General features: G+C 37.5%; 15 protein-coding genes and 1 riboswitch. Of the genes, 11 read left to right on the top strand and 4 right to left on the bottom strand.

The window, feature by feature from the left end; all coding sequences use genetic code 11:
* From N3I35_00920 to N3I35_00905, 4 genes are all read right to left on the bottom strand, one after another.
* Positions 1-273, bottom strand: a 273-nt coding sequence (locus N3I35_00920) for a starch-binding protein (GenBank protein MCX8128648.1), incomplete at its 3' end; no start/stop codon positions are given.
* A 982-nt stretch (positions 274-1,255) separates the two neighbouring features.
* Positions 1,256-2,179 carry an RluA family pseudouridine synthase gene (locus tag N3I35_00915; GenBank protein ID MCX8128647.1) on the bottom strand — a complete coding sequence of 308 codons (924 nt, stop codon included), beginning with the start codon at positions 2,177-2,179 and terminating at the stop codon, positions 1,256-1,258.
* Between the two features lie 49 nt (positions 2,180-2,228).
* Entirely contained in the window at positions 2,229-4,676 is a 2,448-nt protein-coding gene (locus N3I35_00910; GenBank protein MCX8128646.1) for a mannose-1-phosphate guanyltransferase, read from the bottom strand.
* 405 nt (positions 4,677-5,081) lie between these two features.
* Positions 5,082-5,447: a hypothetical protein gene (locus N3I35_00905; GenBank protein ID MCX8128645.1), complete on the bottom strand. Its 366-nt coding sequence runs from the start codon at positions 5,445-5,447 to the stop codon at positions 5,082-5,084.
* A 165-nt stretch (positions 5,448-5,612) separates the two neighbouring features.
* Positions 5,613-5,833: riboswitch (cyclic di-AMP (ydaO/yuaA leader) on the top strand.
* 37 nt (positions 5,834-5,870) lie between these two features.
* On the opposite strand from N3I35_00905, the gene N3I35_00900 reads away from it, so the two are divergent.
* The 11 genes from N3I35_00900 to N3I35_00850 form a co-directional block, all read left to right on the top strand.
* Positions 5,871-6,716: a peptidoglycan-binding protein gene (locus N3I35_00900; protein ID MCX8128644.1), complete on the top strand. Its 846-nt coding sequence runs from the start codon at positions 5,871-5,873 to the stop codon at positions 6,714-6,716.
* A gap of 164 nt (positions 6,717-6,880) precedes the next feature.
* Entirely contained in the window at positions 6,881-7,654 is a 774-nt protein-coding gene (locus tag N3I35_00895; protein MCX8128643.1) for a class I SAM-dependent methyltransferase, read from the top strand.
* Positions 7,655-7,771: 117 nt separating this feature from the next.
* A complete protein-coding gene (gene uvsE, locus N3I35_00890; GenBank protein MCX8128642.1) occupies positions 7,772-8,737 on the top strand; it encodes a UV DNA damage repair endonuclease UvsE in 966 nt (321 codons plus the stop codon).
* Positions 8,738-8,752: 15 nt separating this feature from the next.
* Entirely contained in the window at positions 8,753-8,914 is a 162-nt protein-coding gene (locus tag N3I35_00885) for a hypothetical protein (protein ID MCX8128641.1), read from the top strand.
* 51 nt (positions 8,915-8,965) lie between these two features.
* The gene (locus N3I35_00880; protein MCX8128640.1) at positions 8,966-9,097 is read left to right on the top strand and encodes a hypothetical protein; all 132 of its coding nucleotides are present in this window, start codon (positions 8,966-8,968) and stop codon (positions 9,095-9,097) included.
* A gap of 32 nt (positions 9,098-9,129) precedes the next feature.
* Positions 9,130-9,333, top strand: a complete 204-nt coding sequence (locus tag N3I35_00875; protein MCX8128639.1) for a hypothetical protein — start codon at positions 9,130-9,132, stop codon at positions 9,331-9,333.
* Between the two features lie 655 nt (positions 9,334-9,988).
* Entirely contained in the window at positions 9,989-11,314 is a 1,326-nt protein-coding gene (locus N3I35_00870) for an MFS transporter (GenBank protein MCX8128638.1), read from the top strand.
* Complete coding sequence (locus N3I35_00865; GenBank protein MCX8128637.1) at positions 11,298-12,851, top strand: serine hydrolase; 1,554 nt, start codon at positions 11,298-11,300, stop codon at positions 12,849-12,851. Before N3I35_00870 ends, N3I35_00865 begins: the two co-directional genes overlap by 17 nt.
* Positions 12,852-12,868: 17 nt before the next feature.
* On the top strand, positions 12,869-13,681 hold the full coding sequence (locus N3I35_00860) for a CPBP family glutamic-type intramembrane protease (GenBank protein MCX8128636.1): 813 nt from the start codon (positions 12,869-12,871) through the stop codon (positions 13,679-13,681).
* Between the two features lie 226 nt (positions 13,682-13,907).
* Positions 13,908-14,726, top strand: coding sequence for a CPBP family intramembrane metalloprotease (locus tag N3I35_00855; protein ID MCX8128635.1), 819 nt, complete (start codon positions 13,908-13,910; stop codon positions 14,724-14,726).
* Positions 14,727-15,045: 319 nt separating this feature from the next.
* Positions 15,046-18,724, top strand: a 3,679-nt coding sequence (locus N3I35_00850; protein ID MCX8128634.1) for a condensation domain-containing protein, incomplete at its 3' end; no start/stop codon positions are given.

Genomic DNA, 18,724 nt, shown 5'->3' with positions numbered 1-18,724 from the left:
ATACCATCCGTCTGCTTCAGGAGTCATCAGTATCCCCGGCCAGGAGCCGCTGTTCGGAATACTGCTGGGGGTAAGATTCCAGTAGTGTATCCTTACTTCACTGCTCCAATCGGCAGGCTTCTTGAAGTGTACCGTCAAGCCCGTACTGACAGCATTATTCACCGTACTTCCTGTGGTTTCAGCCAGAGTGGCGCTGGCAGGCAGCAGTGCACAGAAGCAAACAATCACTGCCAGAAGAAATGATGCTGCTCTGCTATACTTTTTTCTTTTCATACAAAACTCTCCTTTTCCTTTTAAGAATTCAAACTCTAATAATGTGAGAAATCCTAGATGTCGTAAATACATTTTACAACCTTCCTCCATATCACCTCCCAAAAAAGGCCGCAGTTAATCATACTGCTGTAACCGCATTTATAAAGAATTTACGGTGCGGATTTACGGCAGCATAAACACAGCTATTGAACAAAAGGCAATTTTCCCCTATACTTTTGGATACAAGCAATGTATGATCTTTAAATGTGATTATCTTTATGAGTTGATCATTAAGTACAAAAGAGTAAAAATAATGTTTGAGTGTATATAGAAGCCATTTTTTAAGATTGATTGCAAGCTTTACAGCAGTAAGTCATAAAGAAAAATTATACAGCAAACCGCTGCTGCTTTAGTGCTTGTATCATACAATAAACGGCATCTATATACATATTGAAATTATTGTGATACATGACATTTTTTGGAAACCGCTCACTATAATTCTACGTTACTAATTGTAATATGTCAATGCTTTTTGTAAAATTGTAATTTACATAAATAATGGCTATCACACTTCCCCATATGTTCGGGAATTTAGACGGGCTGTACATCATTATTCTTAAAGCTTTTCAGGGAGTCGGCAGAGAGTAAAAACACCTGATTTGTATCATTTTTATATGCGTGGCCTTCATCTTCATTTCCGTTTATTTGTCGCATAGCCGGACATACTGTTATTTTGCTTCTCAGGACTAACAGAATAAGAGGCAAGTAATGAAACAAATAAAGGTATTATAGAGATAAGTCCAGACTTTTTTAAACATGCTTTACAAATGCTCCTCAACAAGATAGCACGAAAATAACAGATATTCACTTTTGCTAAAATGAATTTTTCTAATGGGAGCCAGACCTAACTTCAATATTAACAATGAATACCTGTGGATTGCTTGATTTTGAAGAGAAAAAGAGCATCGCTAACTACTTAATAGTAGTTTTGCGACACTCCTTTTTATATCTTAAATGTAGGCTTTACTTCAAAAGTTTTACCCTTCAGGTAATTTAGAATTCCTGCATCACTGCAGAAACTGAATTTTAGCTTATAAGCCCACAACGCTTGGAATTTTGCTTTTAATGGGCGGTTTATTGCGTTTGTCCCATATTTTCCGTCGCCTATTATCGGATGCCCGATATGCGCTAGATGAGCTCTTATCTGATGTGTACGGCCGGTCACCAGTTCTATCTCAAGTTTACTGATATTGTTCTCATACGAGAGGACCCTGTATCTGGTGACTATTTCAAGTGAATCCCTAGTCCTCTTATCATCTATGAATACCCTGCTTTTACGTTCATCCTTTGTAAGATATGCCTTTAACTCTTCTTCCTGCTTCTGCATTCTTCCAGACACCAGGCATTGGTAGTATTTTTTTACTTCCTTGCTTTTGATTTTATCAAGCATAACTTTGAGACTTTTTTCATTTTTTGCTATTATTAACAGACCGCCTGTATTTCTGTCGAGTCTATGGCAAAGTGAAGGTGGAAAGGAATCAGATTTATGAGGAGAATATTCTCCCTTCTCTTTCAAGTATGCCTGAACGAGGTCAATCAACGTATTGGAAACCTGATCTTTATCCGGATGAACAGGTATTCCCTGCTCCTTATTGACGATTAATAAATTTACATCTTCATAGACAATGGAAAAGCCGCTATTTAATGAAAATCCTTTTCCATCAAGTATATCATCTGTAATATACAGCTCAAGCCTGTCACCTAGCAATACTATATAATCATCCTTTACCCTTACGCCGTTTACCTTCACATCTTTTTTTCTGAAAGCCTTATACATGGCACTTGCCGGCATTCTAGGGAAAAGTTCTTTTATTGCTTTGTCTATTTTCTTATTTGAGGTCTCTTCTGTGATAACAATTGATCTCATTTACTGCTCCCGCTGAAATTAGTGGTGTTACTACAATTTTGAAGACAAACTAGGGTGCACCTATAATGCTTTTTATTTTGTTAAGATATTTATCTGATATTACTTCAGCTATTTGTGGGGAATCGCCCTCCGAATAAACTCTGCATAAAGGCATATCAGCATCAGGAAGCACTAAAGCCCATCCATTTTCCATAATAAATTTTACTCCATCTAAAAGCTCTACTTTTTCACCATTCTTTTCGGTAATAAGTGTTCGCATAACTTTACCTTTTAATTCCCAGGGGCAAAAAATATTCTTTTTGCTGATATAAAAATCCGGTATTTCCCTTAAAGCGTCATTGAGGGAAAGGCTATTTATACACAAAAATTCTATAATCTTCACTAATCCTGCAAGAGCATCAAAATTTAAAAGGAATTGGTTTATATTCTCGCGTGATTTTAGTGCATTCCTTGTTAGCATCTGTTCCATGATTGCCTGGGGTGACGTCTTTGTTCGTATAACCTTGCCGTTATATCTGGCTGCAAGCTCCTCTATCACTGAAGGTGCAGTTATGGGGACAACTACATGCGAGCTTTCCTGACTTTTGAAGAGTATTAGCGAAGTAAGTGATATAAAAAGATCGTCTTTTATTATATTACCCTGTTTATCAATTAGAATCAATGTTTCACCATTACCATCAATGAATGCGGCAAAATCCAGATTATTCTTATTTATCTCATTTATTATAAGATTCATATCGTTTAGTGTCAATGAAGAGAAACTTACAGTTTTACAACCTACATCTGTCAGCATGGGCACTACTACTGATATTACAAAGTCGGAAGGGGATATTACACAAACCTTTGGTGACTTTTCCCGTATCCTCTGTGTGTTAATTTCATTCAGAACCGAGCGTACATAATAGTTTTTAAAATCCGTTATGTTATTAAGTCTGCTTATCTCTTCGCCTGAACAGCGTTTGAAATCTTCTCTGAAGAAGGCATTCTCAATTTTCCTTTCCATTACCCTGCTAATACTGGCACCTTTGGAATCCATAAAATCAACACGAAGTTTGTTAGGGTTGTCATCACCGACTTTTATATGTATTCCGCCTTCAACCGAAAGAAAGTTGATTGCATGCCTGGATATAGGGGTAAGCAGACTGCTAAGATTAAATACTTCTACTCCAACTGATAGTATTCCGGATACGAAAGCATGCTTAAACATTCTTGCTGAATTTGACGTTGTAGAGCTTACTACTACCTTAGCTCCTTTTTTAAATATTGACCCGTAAGCAGCTCCGAGTCTTGTAGCAAATTCAGGAGAAATATCCACATTTATTATTCCTGAAAGGCCACTTTCGCCAAATATCGATTTGGAATGCTTGGAACCCCATATAATATTCCTATCTACTATAGCTAACGGGTCTATGGCTTTTTGGGGCCATATTTTTATATTTGGTTTTACAATTGCCCTTTCGTTAATTATACATTTATCTCCGATAATGGCATTTTCAAACACAGATACATAGTGTTTGAGACTTATACTGTTGCAGAGTATTGCACCTCTTATCTCAGAGCCGTATTCTATAGTACAATTGTCCCAGATAACACTACGCTTTAAAGATACTTCGTCCTCAATAATATTGTTATCACCCAATACGGAGAAGTTCTCTATAACGGAACCGTTACCTATACGGCAGTTGTTTCCTATCAAACATGGACCATTGACTTGAGCGTTTGGTTCTATAACAGATCCTGCTCCTATCCAGATCCCTTTTTTTATTTCTACAGCATCAAGATTTAAACGTATTTTATCTTCAAATACATCATAATGAGCCTGCAGATAAGCCCTTAAATCGCCTATATCACACCAGTAATCAGTAGTTACATAGCCATATAAGGGATCTTTTTTTTCCAGCAGAATAGGAAATAAATCCTGACTAAAATCAAACTTTTGCCCCTTTTCAAAGTATTTCAGTATTTCCGGTTCAAGTATGTAGGTGCCTGTATTTACAGTGTCACTGAATACTTCTCCCCAACTTGGTTTCTCTAAAAAACCAGTTATAGCACCTTGGGTGTCTGTCAGTACTACTCCATACTCAAGGGGAACATCGACCTTTGTAAGTATAAGGGTTGCTTTGGACTTTTTTGATTTATGGAATTTTATGGCCTCACACAGGTTCATATTTGTCAATGAGTCGCCACTTATGACGACAAATGTTTCATCCAGAAAATCACCGGCATTTTTTACACTTCCGGCTGTTCCTAACGGGGAGTCTTCGGTAAAGTAGTGGAGATTTACACCGAAGCTTGAGCCATTCCCGAAATAATCCTTGATTTTTTGAGGGAGGTACATCAGGGTTACGCCTATCTCAGTAATTCCATAGGACTTAAGAAGTTCTATTATATGCTGCATGATAGGTTTATTCATGACAGGAACCATAGGCTTTGGAAGGTCACATGTGAGGGGACGCAGCCTGGAGCCTTCTCCGCCTGCCATAATAATTGCTTTCATTATAGCTCACCCTTTCATTAGTATAAAAGTTTTGTTAAACGTTAGAGCTCTTATACAATATCTTATGCATACGCTACCGGACTAATCTCAATTAAGATGAAATTAAAGGTGTGTATACTGATAAAATAAGTAGATAATTTGCTCTGTAAAAATAAGTAAATTGCTAAAGGGAATTGCTCAACTATTAAAAAACAATCATTGAATGCTGTAAAATCTATTCCGCGCAGATGATATAGGAATTATGATGTACAATTGCAGCATGTTGGCGTAATAAAAACTATATAGAATATTTTGTTAACTTATAATAATGTATATTCAATATAATTGCAAAAAATCCTTTTAAATATATAAAAATATTGATAGCAAAGTATTTGTAAAGGTAAAAAAAGTAGCCGTTGCGGGATTTTATATTTTCCCTCCATATGAGCGTATCAGTTTTTTTACTTCTTCTACTTTTTCATCTTCTACATGAACGATCAGCCTTGTGCCGGCATCTGCCATCTCTCTGTAGGCGCCTATACCGCTGACCATAGGGTTTGATGCAACTAAAGGCCCTTTATCGATATTCAGGATATGTCCATCGGATTTCAGAACAAGGGCGGAAAGGCTTGGAGCGCTTCTAGTCCCTGCAAAATTGATCTCTGAGGAATATTCACTGAGGTAATTATCTACCATATCGAGATATGCTCTTTTATATCCTGTTTCTCTAAGTGCATCCACAGCCTTTTTACCTTCACCCATCTTTTCGAAAACTGCGCTTATATTAGTCATATTAATCCCTTTCTGAATAAAAAGTTTTACTAATATTTTTCGCTGGAAAGTGCTTCTTATGCTTAAGGCTTCAGGAAATAATTGGCCATTCATTATGTAAACTATTAGTGGTATAATCTAAAAAGACTTAGCTTTGGAAAAATGGAAATAACAAGAGCTGAGAAAAATATTATTTAGCTGAATTTCCCGGTTTTCCGGGAAAACGGGGGAATTATTTTGTAGTACGGGATTATGAATACTGATGTTAATACTCAGTTGTTAATAATTCTGGTCTATAGGGGTTAATTCCGAAGTGGTCTATTATAAAAGATAAATCACACAGTCGGAAAGGGTGGCTCTTCTACCTAACCCGTCAACTAACCTCGTAAGCTGCTGATATTACTTAGTTAAGTATTTAAGTAATATCGGGGAGAGGAGATTTATATGCAAAAGAGAAGAAGTGGGCTTTTTTTAGCGGTTGCTGTGACATTGGTACTTGTATTTGCTTTTAGCTCGATCCAGGTATCGGCTGCACCTAAGGTGCTGAAAAAAGGTATGAAGGGAACTGCTATCTCAACCTTGCAGGAGGATTTAAGAAAACTTGGGTTTTTTAGGATGGCTCCTACAGGGTATTATGGCAATGTGACGGTATCAGCTGTAAAAAAACTACAGGCCAAACACGGCATACGCAAAGACGGGATTGCAGGACCTGAGACAATTTCCCTTATTAACAAACTGCGAAAGGGAAAAAACACTGTTTCCAGTGCAAAAAGAGTAAGCACACTATCCAGAGGGGATACAGACAGGAATAGCTATATGATTCCCTGGAGAAATGAAGCCGAAGATGTTTTTGCCATCGGAGACACTGCAGAAATATATGACATAGAAACGGGCTTGAGCTTCAAAGTCAAAAGGACATACGGGTATAACCATGCAGACTCTGAGGCACTTACAAAAGAAGATGCGGCTATTATGAAAAAAATATATGGCGGTAGCTGGAGCTGGGAAAGAAGAGCTGTTATAGTGATAACCGGCGGTAAAAAGATGGCGGCTTCCATGAATGGGATGCCTCACGCAGGTGTGGACAGTGAGCCTGCAAATGAGTATGTGAAGTGGCGGAGTGTAGGATATGGTGCAGGAGAAAACCTTGACACTTTAAAAGGTAATGGTATGGACGGGCACTTCTGCATTCACTTTCTGGGAAGTAAAACACACGGGACAGCGAAAGTTGATCCGGAGCATCAGAAGATGGTGAAGAAGGCGGCAGAATGGGCTGAAAAAAATTATTAGGCTATAACATAAAAAAGTACGGTACATATCAATGTGTCGTATTTTTTTATGTTATAGTTTCAGGAATATAAATATTTAGCCTTTTTGTTTAATTAATCAATAAAGTGGCATAAATAGAGATAAGGTGAACATACTCGATATAGTCGGAGACAAGGAGAATAAATATGAGCTTCTATGAACAGATAAGTAAATACTATGACTGTATTTTTCCTGTAGGGGAGCCTCAACTAAAGTTTATCAAGGATTCTGCAGGTATGCCTCCAAAAAGGATACTTGATGTTGCTTGCGGCTCGGGCGGATATTCAGTAGCACTTGCAAAGCAGGGTTATAATGTCACGGCAGTAGATCTTGATGAGAAGATGGTGGAAGTAGCAGCAAATAAAGCAGTGATTGAAGGTGTGAGAATTGATGTCTTCAGGAAGGATATGAAAGAGCTTGATGAGCTGCAAACTATGGCTCAAAACCAAATGTCCCAGCAGGATTTGAATTTTGATTGTATTTATTGCATAGGTAATTCCTTAGTGCATCTGGGAAGTCTGGCAGAAATATCGGATACTCTGAAACAGACATACTCGCTTATGGGGAAGTCGGGTGTTTTAATATTACAGATTATTAATTACGATAGAATCATTAATAAAGGAGTAAATGAGCTGCCTGTCATAAAGAACGATGAAGTAGGATTGAAGTTTGTAAGAAAATATGAATTTGATAAAAATAGGGGGACTGTAAGCTTTAATACCATTTTGGAAATACATAATAAAAACGGAGAGGAAAGGTTTGAAAACTCGATAGAATTGCTGCCTGTTTTATGCTGTGATCTTTCAAATGTTGTAAAGGAAGCCGGATTCTCGGATGTTGAGCTTTATGGTGATTTTAGCGGGACATCATACGATGTAAACTCATATATGCTTGTAATCAGGGCGGTAAAGAATAGTTAACACAGATAGTGATTATCCGGGTAGCGTAACAGATAGAACATGGGCCGAATAGGCTCATTTCTTTTGGGTAAAATAGGACTGAAGTTTTACCACGATTTCTTTGTGCATGGAGGTTATATGAAATTCCGGCTGGGCTATGTGGCAATGACACTAAACCTCGAAGATTGCTCACCTTCGGGAACGGTTACCGTTGCAACATTTAACAAGCTTCCAGATGAGGAGGCAAAACTCTACAGACTAAGAAAAATTACTAGAAAGAACCTTGAAAATACACTGAGAATACTACGCTACAACAAAGCTTATAATATTCATGTTTACAGACTGACATCAAAGCTGATACCACTGGCAACCCATCCCTTGACTGATGAATGGGATTATATTGGTGATTTCAGGGATGAATTCAGAGAATTAGGGGACTTTATCATAGAAAATGATTTCAGGATCAGTGCTCATCCTGACCACTATACGTTAATCAACTCTCCAACAGAAAAGGTTTTGGCTGATTCAATAAAGGATCTGGATTATCATGTGAAAATATTTGAAGCAATGGGCATGGAAAGCAGCCGATATAAACTGATTTTACATGTAGGAGGGTTGTATAGGGATAAGGAGAGTTCGATTAAGCGATTCAAGGAAAACTTTGAAAGACTTCCGGACAGGATAAGAAACAGAATAATACTTGAAAATGATGATAAATCTTTTACAGCCAAGGATGTTTTAGATATGTGCAAACGCTTGAACATACCAATGGTTCTGGATGTGCATCACCATACATGTGCAAATAATGGAGAAAGCCTGGAGAATATGCTGGGAGAAATTTTTAGTACATGGGACAATCAATATTTCAACCCGAAGATACATTTTTCCAGTCCGAAATCTGAGAAGGACTTCAGGAGCCATGCTGACTATATAGAATTGAGTGAGTTCCTGAAATTTCTCGAAATTGCAAAGACGGTCGGAAGGGATTTTGATGTCATGCTGGAAGCGAAAAGCAAGGATAGTGCGCTTATACAGCTGTCAGGACAATTAGGGAGTATAGAAGGCATAAAACGAATAAATGAGGCCGAGTTTGAAATAATATAGAAAGGGAGAAGTATTATGAAAAACAAAAGTAGTGGAAAATCAAAAAAGAAAGATCCTACAGTAGCACCCGGGTTCAATGACTCAAAGTTTGGTGAGGCTGCAAGTCGCGAAGACATAAGAAAAGGTGATTACACAAAAGTTACAAGAGTCTATCTGGATGAAAATGATCCAAGTTAGTGAATAATTATAAATAAACAATAAGTGACATCAAAAGAGAGGAGGTATATTATGGCAAATAAGGAGAAAAGTAAACCCGGTCCAAAGTCAAATAATGACCAATTGGGGGAGAATGCATATGAACCATATGCAGAAAATTACGACAATAAAGGGAAGAATCCCAAAGGAAAGGCTCAGAAATGAGCCTTTTCATGCTTATTGCTTAAGGAGGAAAAATGATGAATGAAGGAATCGACAGAGTAAAAATAAAGCACTCTGATAAGCTTATTTCAACTATACAACGGGCCAGCCGCAATATGAATTTTGATGAATATGCACAAGCGACGGGGCTTGAAAAGGAATTTATTTTCAGAATACTAAAAGGTGATATAGAAAGTGTAGATGATTTAACATTCGAAAAGCTTTCTCTTAAACATTAATCATTTACTTTATTTATAATAATCCATAAAAACCCCAAGAGTATCTTAGTTGCTATATTCTATTAAAATATACCAAATAAATATATGTATTATGTAAACTTGCGAATTATTTAACATGGAAAATTAACACGAATTATCTTGACTTTTACATGTAAGTATATGTAAAATATAGCTGAAATGTATATTAATTAATAATAAATTGTAAACAAAGCAAACCCATAAATCATTAGCTCCCGCCAAGAAGATATATGATTTATGGGTTGGGCATATAGCAGAATGCTATTATATTGCCATTTTCTTTTATAAATTATAGTGATAATCTAGTAAACACATTTTGTTAACTTTTAACTTGACTTTGCATGTAAGTATATGTAAAATATAGCTAAAATGTATATTATTTAATAATAAATTGTAAATAAAGCAAACCCATAAATCATTAGCTCCCGCCAAGAAGATATATGATTTATGGGTTGGGCATATAGCAGAATGCTATTATACTGCCATTTTCTATTATAAACTACAATGATAATCTAGTAAACATTTTTTGTAAACTTTTTTGTCTTTGCTACATTATCCAAATCATTGTGCCTGCTTTATTTATTGATAATTTATTTGTTTCAATACTTTATTATTATTTATGCTGCGGGGATAATGTATGGATAGTTTGGATCTGGATTTAAACGCAAAAAAAACACATAAGGGATCAAGCCTGAATTTTATGCTCCTTGTTATTGGCAGAATAGTATCAGGCATGGGCAATTCAATTTTTGGATTTGCGATAGGGCTTTATATACTGGATCTGACAGGGTCTGCAACTGCTTTCTCAATTACCTTGAGTGTTTCCATAATTCCCGGTGTAATAGTTAATATTTTAGCAGGGGCATATGTAGACAAACATAACAAAAAGAAAATTATTGTTACTACAGATATACTTAGTGGGATCACGGTACTGATGTTCCTTATGGTATTTGCGCTCAACTCCAAGAGTGTAGTCTTAATTATGATATATACGTTTATAATAGGTATAATTCAGGCATTATTTTCACTTGCCATTAATTCTTCCATTCCCGACTTTGTAAGCAAGGATAATGTATCAAGGGCAAATTCGACTTTTCAAGCAATAAACGCTTCTATAAGTATAATTGGGCCGATAACAGGTGCTCTTGCCTATAAATTACTTGGTATAAAAATAGTAATCCTTTTAAACGGTGTAGGCTTCATTATAGCAGGTATTGCAGAAACATTTTTGATTTATGAGTTTAACAGGTTAAGTACGGGCACAGGTGGAGTAAAAAGTTATATTGAAGACATCAAAGTTTCCTTAAGCTATCTTAATCAGAACAAAATATTGAAGTTCTTTTTCATTCTGGCAGCTGTTTTAAATTTCATCTATAATCCGCTGCTTTTTATCGTTATTCCCTTTATTAATTACAACATTATCAAGATAGACGGTCTTCAGCTGTCTTTAATTCAATCTTCTGCGGCGATAGGAATTATAATATCGGCCGTAATTATTATGCTTAATAAAGAGGCAAGCAGAAAATTGCTGAGCAGATTTTTTACTCTTTTTATGTTGCAGGCCTTACTAGTGTTGGCTTGGGGATTCCCAGAAATTCCGTTCTTCCAAGGGGTCAGCAAATGGGGTATTACGATTACATTTTGTTTGATATTGATATTGTATGGAGCTATGAATACAGCTCAAAACATTCCTGTAGTTACTTATTTTCAATTAAAGATACCTGATGAGATAAGAGCCAGAGTAATAGGGGTTTTCTCATCAGCCTTATATATTACTACTCCTCTGGGAATGTGGGTATATGGCATTTTACTTGAAAGAGTGAAGTGGACATATATTACTTTCTTTTCAGGGCTATTGATGCTGGGTATAAGCATTATTGCTTCAAGAAACATATATTACAGAACTTTTTTAGATCAGCAGAAAGAATCGAAAGGGGAGGTTGATATTGAGGTCAAAATCTAAATTGTTGCTGATACTGGCAATCGTATTTTTTGTATCAGTGACAATTACAGCATTCAATGAAATTAATCCAACGGTGAAGGCGGACAGCTTCAGCAGTGTGGAACAACAGTTTGATGAAACTGTTCCCAAACTGATGAAAAAGTATAATGTACCCGGGACAGCTGTAGCATTGGTAAGAAAAGGAGAAGTTGACTGGGTAAAAGGATATGGGTGGGCAGACAAGAGCAAGGAGGAAGCAGTAACAAAAGACACTGTATTCCAGGTAGCTTCCAATTCCAAGTCGATTGCAGCATGGGGAGTCATGAAGCTGGTAGAGAAAGGTAAACTGGATCTGGATACTCCGGCTGAAAGGTATTTGACCCGTTGGCATCTTCCAAAGACAGATTATGATAACAATGAGGTAACAATAAGAAGGATACTGAGCCATACTGCTGGACTTTCGCAAGGAGGCTATGCCGGATATTTTCCTGCTGAAGAAGTTCCCAGTCTGGAAAACTCGCTATCGGGAAGGGTAAAAGGGGTAAAGGAACTTAAGATAACAAAAAAACCCGGCAAAAAATATAAGTATTCCGGTGGAGGGTACACACTGTTACAGCTGATCACAGAAGAAGTTTCCGGAAAGCCGTTTTCTAAGTATATGAAAGAGGAAGTACTTGAACCACTTGGAATGATGAGCAGCTCTTATGAATGGGAGCCTGGATTGAAAACCAAAACAGCTACGCCATACGATGTATCAGGTAATAAAATGCCAAACTACCTATTTGCAGAAACTGCAGCTGCAGGATTATACACTACAGCTCCCGATCTTGCCAGGTTTGTAGCAGCAAATCTGGATAGTGATGTTAACCCGGCAGGAAGGAACGTATTGAAGCAGTCTACCCTGTCTGTTATGCGTAACCCTGTGAAAAAGGATTATGGCCTGGGGTGTATCATAAAAGATTTGCCGGATGGAAGAAGATTGATTTATCATGGGGGAACAAACAGGGGCTGGCGATCACAATATGTGTTTATTCCCGAAAACCGCAGTGGACTGGTTGTACTTACCAATAGTGAAAACGGAGAGAATCTGCACAGGGATCTGATGAGTTTGTGGGCCAAATGGGAAACGGGGCATTATCCTGATTTCAGAGTAAAGAATATACTGCTGAGAACTCTCATCCGCATGATTTCTCTTGCACTTGTTCTGCTAATGATAGTGTATATTAGAAAAGTTTTGAAGAGCTTTTCTGCAGGAAAAAGACATTTTATCTTCTCTGGCAAGCATAGCTTAAAGCGGGCTTTTTTCATATCAATTGTGCAAGCGGTTGCACTTGTGGCCTTTTTAGCGCTTTGGATGATTGCTTTTTACACAGGAGTATTTTATAACGGGTGGACATTTGCTTCTTTTGCACCCTCAGGCTTTATATGGTTAACAATAACTGTTGTTTTATGGAGTATTCTTCTGACTGTAACCAGTTTGACAAGAAAAACGGATTTCCATGATACAGCAGTTGAAATAGATGCTGTTGAAACGCAGCAGGAAACAAATAAATTTTAAATTCAGGGGGTTTGAGTATGAAAAAGTATTTGAAAGCGCTTGTGTTTGTACTGGTTTACATTATTCTTCCCATATCGATAAATATCGGTATGCTGCAGTTAATTAAGAATGTGGGATGGATTAACTCAATGAGAGAAACTACACCCACTTCTGCTTTCCTGATTTTAGACCCGGTATCGATTACTGCATTATTATTACTGGTAAAATTCGTAAGGAAGGAAAATCCCATTACATTTGCAAAATTTAAAGCTATTTCTATGACTAACGGACTGATATGTGCAGGGTTGGGTCTGGCATTAGCGATGTTTACAAGTTCCATTCTTAAGGTGGACGCCTTCAAGTCCAGTGTAGAGCCAATTGGTGGATCCATTGACTGGATAATAGGAGGTAACATTATACTTGTTATATTGGTAACCCTAATAAATAATTTTTATAAAGAGCTTTGTTTCAGAGGGCTTGCATTTAATGAAATGAGCAGAGTGATACCTGCTGGGGTTGCTCTGGTTGTCCAGGCAACATTTTATGCTTCAGAACTTGTTTATTTCCAAAATCCTGTTTCAGCAGTTATATATGCGTTCTCAGGCCAGCTTGTATTTGGAATAATATATTACTTTGGCGGTTCTATCTGGTCATCATTTATTACACAGGTTTGCTGTACCATGGGATTGATCTTATTCAAAAGAACAGGGCTAAGCGGACTATTTACAAGTGGAAGCTCACTTGTTCTGTTCATAATAAGTATCTTATTAACACTTATTATGCTTGTAGTACTATACAGAGTTAGTAAAAACCAGAACAGTAGTAAAATGACTGGTTTGCCGTCGGCTTAATCAGGTTAGCCTGAATGATTTTATATGGAAAGCTGATGCACTTTTACTGCATGGCAGGTTCAATTTATTAAAATTAACCCCATAAAGAGTATATAAATACTTTTGTGTGCCTGATGGGATTATTATTACGTGTTGCGTTTAGAATATTCCTATGTTGTTATTACCTCAGAAGAGCTTGCTCTTCGAGGTTAATAACAAGGGGCATATTGGGGATATGGAGGTTTAGATGAAGAAGTATTTTAGTATTGCAGGTTATGTAATATTTTACCTTTTTATCGTTTTTGCATTTTCACTGGGAGTACAGAAAATCTGGTTCAGCGGAATACTTCCGAAAGCAGTTTATGAAAGAAATTATGACCTTATAAGCTTTATAAGCTTTGTTTTGGTTCTTGCAGTATTTGTTTTGGTTTTCAAACTTAGAGGCAAAAACCTGATAAAAACCTGCAACTTTTCTAAATTAAGTATAAAGAACTTCCTGCAAGTGTTTGCAGCAGGTATTCTTATGGGCGTATTCACCTGCTTCCTTTGTAACACAAGCTTTGTTGTTGAGAATGTTCCAGTATTTGAACAGTTCTTAACCTTTCAGGTGAACGGATATACAAGCTTTATCATATTTATTCCAATGATAGCAATAACATTTGCTTTTGAAGAAATAATCTTCAGAGGAACCATATTCAATGAAATACGCAGTGGTGTCCCCGTTTATCCGTCCATATTGATAACAACCGCCATATACGGACTTATAAACACCTACACCATGGGGGCTGCAATAGGACTATATGCTTCTATTGCTGCACTTCTTTATAATCTTGCTTATGTTTATATGAGATCGATTTTTGCTCCTATCGTTCTTCAAATCTCAAGTATATGGGTAATTGCCATAACAATCAAAACTGGAGTGTGGTACAAGCTTAGAGATCAGGGAGATGCATTTTTAGCAATCATTCTTGCTGTAATCTTGGTACTTATATTGGCAATATACTACTTCATTTACATGGATAGCCGTAAAAACGGACATGTAGAAAACAATACAATCCCTGTGTAAAAAAATAAAACAGCAGACTGCTGCGATTTTGTACCTGCTGATATAGTTGTCATTTAGGGACATGTTTCCTTTATGCATAGGAAATTGTTGATACTAATTTCCTATGCATAAGGTGTTCGAAGGGGGATACTCCTGATATTTAGGAGGGCATCCAGGATACATAGCATCAAAATGATACGGTGTACCTGTCGGTGGGGTAGATACTTTTCTTGGAGAAGAACATAATGCGATAGCATTTGTTCGTACAGAAATCTGCTTCACCGGATATGTTCCTATGACTCTTATCGGTATTAATAATTTTTCTGGGAGAGGTCGGAATATGCTTAATATAAATCTAAAAGAGCTGGCAAAAAGCATTAATGACGTAAGTGTGACAGAAGTTAATGAAGCTGACAGCAAAGATATAGCAATCATAGGCATTTCAGCAAAGCTGCCTATGGCAGAAGATATAAATGGTTTTTGGGAAAACCTGATTAACGGAAAAGACTGTATTACGGATCTCCCGGGTGTAAGAAAGGCTGAGGCTGACTCCTACTTCAAATTCAAAGGAATGAATCCTGAAGGTATTGGTTATAAAAGGGGATCATATCTGGACAGGATCGATGAATTTGACTTCAGGTATTTCAACTTGTCGCCTAGGGAAGCGAGTCTAATGGACCCGAACCAAAGGTTATTTCTTGAAGCTGCATTAGGTGCAATAGAGGATGCAGGATATGGAGGAGAACAGTTGAGGGGAAGCCGTACGGGTGTATACTGCGGATTTGTATCTGATCTGGCTTATCAAAGGTTTATAGCAGAAGTTGATCCTTCTTCCCTGGGAATTTCCATACCCGGAAATATGGCAGCAGTAATACCTGGCAGGGTCTCATACGTTCTGGATTTGAAAGGACCCAGCATAGTCATGGATACAGCCTGTTCATCCTCACTGGTTGCAGTTCATACGGCATGCCGCGGCTTAAGAAACGGCGATTGTGATATGGCGATTGCCGGTAGTGTAAAAATAAGCCTGCTTCCGTTGGAAGATGAAAACATGCTTGGGATAGAATCTAAAAGCTATATTTGCAGAGCTTTTGATGACAACTCTGATGGTACCTGTATGGGAGAAGGGGTAATGGCTATAGTTTTAAAGCCATTATCAAAAGCATTGCGGGACAGAGATAATATATACGCGGTTATCAAGGGCAGTGCAATAAACCAGGATGGAGCTTCCATAGGTATAACCGCACCTAACGTTCTAGCCCAGGCGGATGTAATAGAAAATGCCTGGAATGATGCGGGTGTCACCCCTGAGACAATAACTTATATAGAAGCGCATGGAACAGGAACAAAACTGGGTGACCCAATAGAAATTGACGGTATCACAAGAGCCTTTTCAAAATATACCAACAGAAAACAGTTTTGTGGAGTAGGATCCGTAAAGACGAATCTGGGGCATTTGGACAGTGCAGCTGGATTGGCTGGATTGCTTAAGGCAGTACTATCCTTGAAAAATAAAAAGATACCACCTTCAATACACTTTGAAAAACCGAACAGGAATATAGATTTTGGTAATTCTCCCGTTTATGTAAATACGAAACTGAATGAATGGATTTGCGAAGAACATCCAAGGCGGTGTGGTATAAGTGCGTTCGGATTAAGCGGAACCAACTGCCATATAGTAATGGAAGAAGCACCTTCCTTTGAAAAAATGGATGATGAAGGAAATAATGCACACTTGTTCACACTTTCTGCAAAGAGTAAGGATGCATTACAAAACCTTATTTGTAAATATGTCAAAGCATTGGAAAACGGAATTGATGGAACACTTGGGGATTTATGCTTTACTGCGAATACAGGAAGAGGGCATTATGCCTTACGGTTGGCTATTATCGTAAATGAGATTTTTGAACTTAAGGAAATTCTCTCTTCATTAAATATTGATAATCTTAAAACTGATGAAGAAAAGGGTATATATTTTGGCGAATTTAAAATTGGTAACGGGAATAAAAGCAATGGAAGTGTGTTTGAGATAAGTGAGACTGAACTCAAAAATATTAATGGAATTGTCAACAGCAAGGTAACAGGATTTAAGAATTGTGAAGATAAGCCTTCTGTTCTGAGAGATATATGTAAATTATACATAAATGGTGCCAGTGTTTTCTGGAACAGGCTTTATGAGGCATGTTCATACAGAAGGATAAGTATTCCTACATATGCTTTCGACAGAAAAAGGTGTGGGATTGATATACCTGAGGTATCCGGATATTGCATCGGGCAGTCAAATAAGTCAGCTGAAGCGAAAGTTATGGAAAGAAACCAGACGTATGGCACAGCAGCAAAAGTTACTCTGAAAGGAAAAAGCAGCGGTGTTTATAGCGAAACTGAAAAAGCGGTGGCAGAAGTTTGGGGCGAAATACTGGGTTTTGACGAACTGGATGTGAATGATGATTTTTATGATTTGGGTGGAGACTCGATAATAGCTATGAACATAGCTAACACCCTGAATAACAAACTGAATATCAATATCAAGGTATCAGAATTGTTAAGATGCCTGACAATAAGTGAACTCGGGGTATTCATAGATAAAAAGCTCAGTGAGAACACTACCGGAGCAACAGCCTTACCGGCTATTGTTCCTCTAAAAGAACAGGAGTACTACAGTCTTTCTTCAGCTCAGAAAAGGATATTCCTGATAGAACAGCTGGGGAATACGGGGGCATCATACAATATACCCATAGCTGTAAAAATTCAAGGACATGTAGATGTAGATTATCTCGAAAGAGTATTTAGAAAGATAGTAGAAAGGCACGAGTCACTTAGAACTTCTTTCAGGTTTGTTAACGGCGAGCCGGTACAAGTAGTGCAGAAACAATTTGACTTTAAACTTCAATATATTGAGTGTGATAAAAATGAGTTGAGTATGGTAGTAGACAATCTTATTCAACCCTTTGATTTATCAAAGGCGCCACTGTTCCGGGTTTGTCTTGTAAAAACAGCTGAAGACGAATATATACTGTTTTATGACACTCATCACATTGTCTCTGATGGATTTTCACAGGCTATATTGCTGAAAGACTTTATTAAGCTGTATCAGGCATGTGAATTGCCTGAAATGATTATTCAGTATAAAGACTATTCAGCATGGCATAACAGCCTGCTTGAGACAGAAATGATGAAAAAGCAGGAAAGGTACTGGTGTGAGAAGTTTTCAGGAGATGTACCGGTCCTGGATATGCCTTTAGACTTCAGAAGACCGGAAAACCAAGTGTTTACAGGAAGTGTTCAGGAGTTTATTGTTCCTGAAAACACTATTACCGGCTTAAAGGTACTTGCACAAAAACTGGGAACTACCCTGAATTCTATTCTTCTGTCCGCATATACCCTGCTGCTTGGCAAGTACAGCCGGCAAAGTGAGGTTGTTGTAGGTTCACTGGTAGCAGGAAGAAGACATAAGAGTCTGGAAAATGTTATAGGAATGTTCGTTAATTTTATTCCGATCAAGGTTCACCTTGATGATGAAAGTCCTGTAACAGATTTTATCAAATCTACAAGCAGTACGATCCTCGAAGCTTATGAAAACCAGGATTGTCCCTTTGACAGAATTATTGAAAACATGACTTCCAAGCTTGACCGTACAAGAAATCCGCTTTTTGATACTGTGTTCATATTCCACAATGAACTGAAACCAGAAGAAAACATTGAAATTGATGGCATGAAATTTTCCAGCTTTGAACTGGAAATGAAAACTTCAAAGCTTGATTTTAAAATTGATGCCTACCCTAATAATCAGGGTGGATTGAGATGTGTACTGGAATATAACACCAGACTTTTCAAGGAAGGCAGTATAAAGGATTTTATCAGATATTTCGAATTATTGCTGGAAAAAGTTTCGGACAAACCGGAACAGGCAATAGGCAGCATAGAGCTTTTTACAGAAGATGAAAAGCGTATGCTGGAAGAAAAGAGGAAACTGAACTTAAGTTTGAGGAGTGCAGTGAGCCTTGCAGTAAGCGCAACAT

This window comes from Clostridia bacterium, assembly GCA_026414765.1.
Lineage (GTDB): Bacteria > Bacillota > Clostridia > Acetivibrionales > DSM-27016 > SKW86.
Note: the sequence above shows the minus strand (reverse complement) of the source record. Positions and strands in the feature narration are given on the sequence as shown.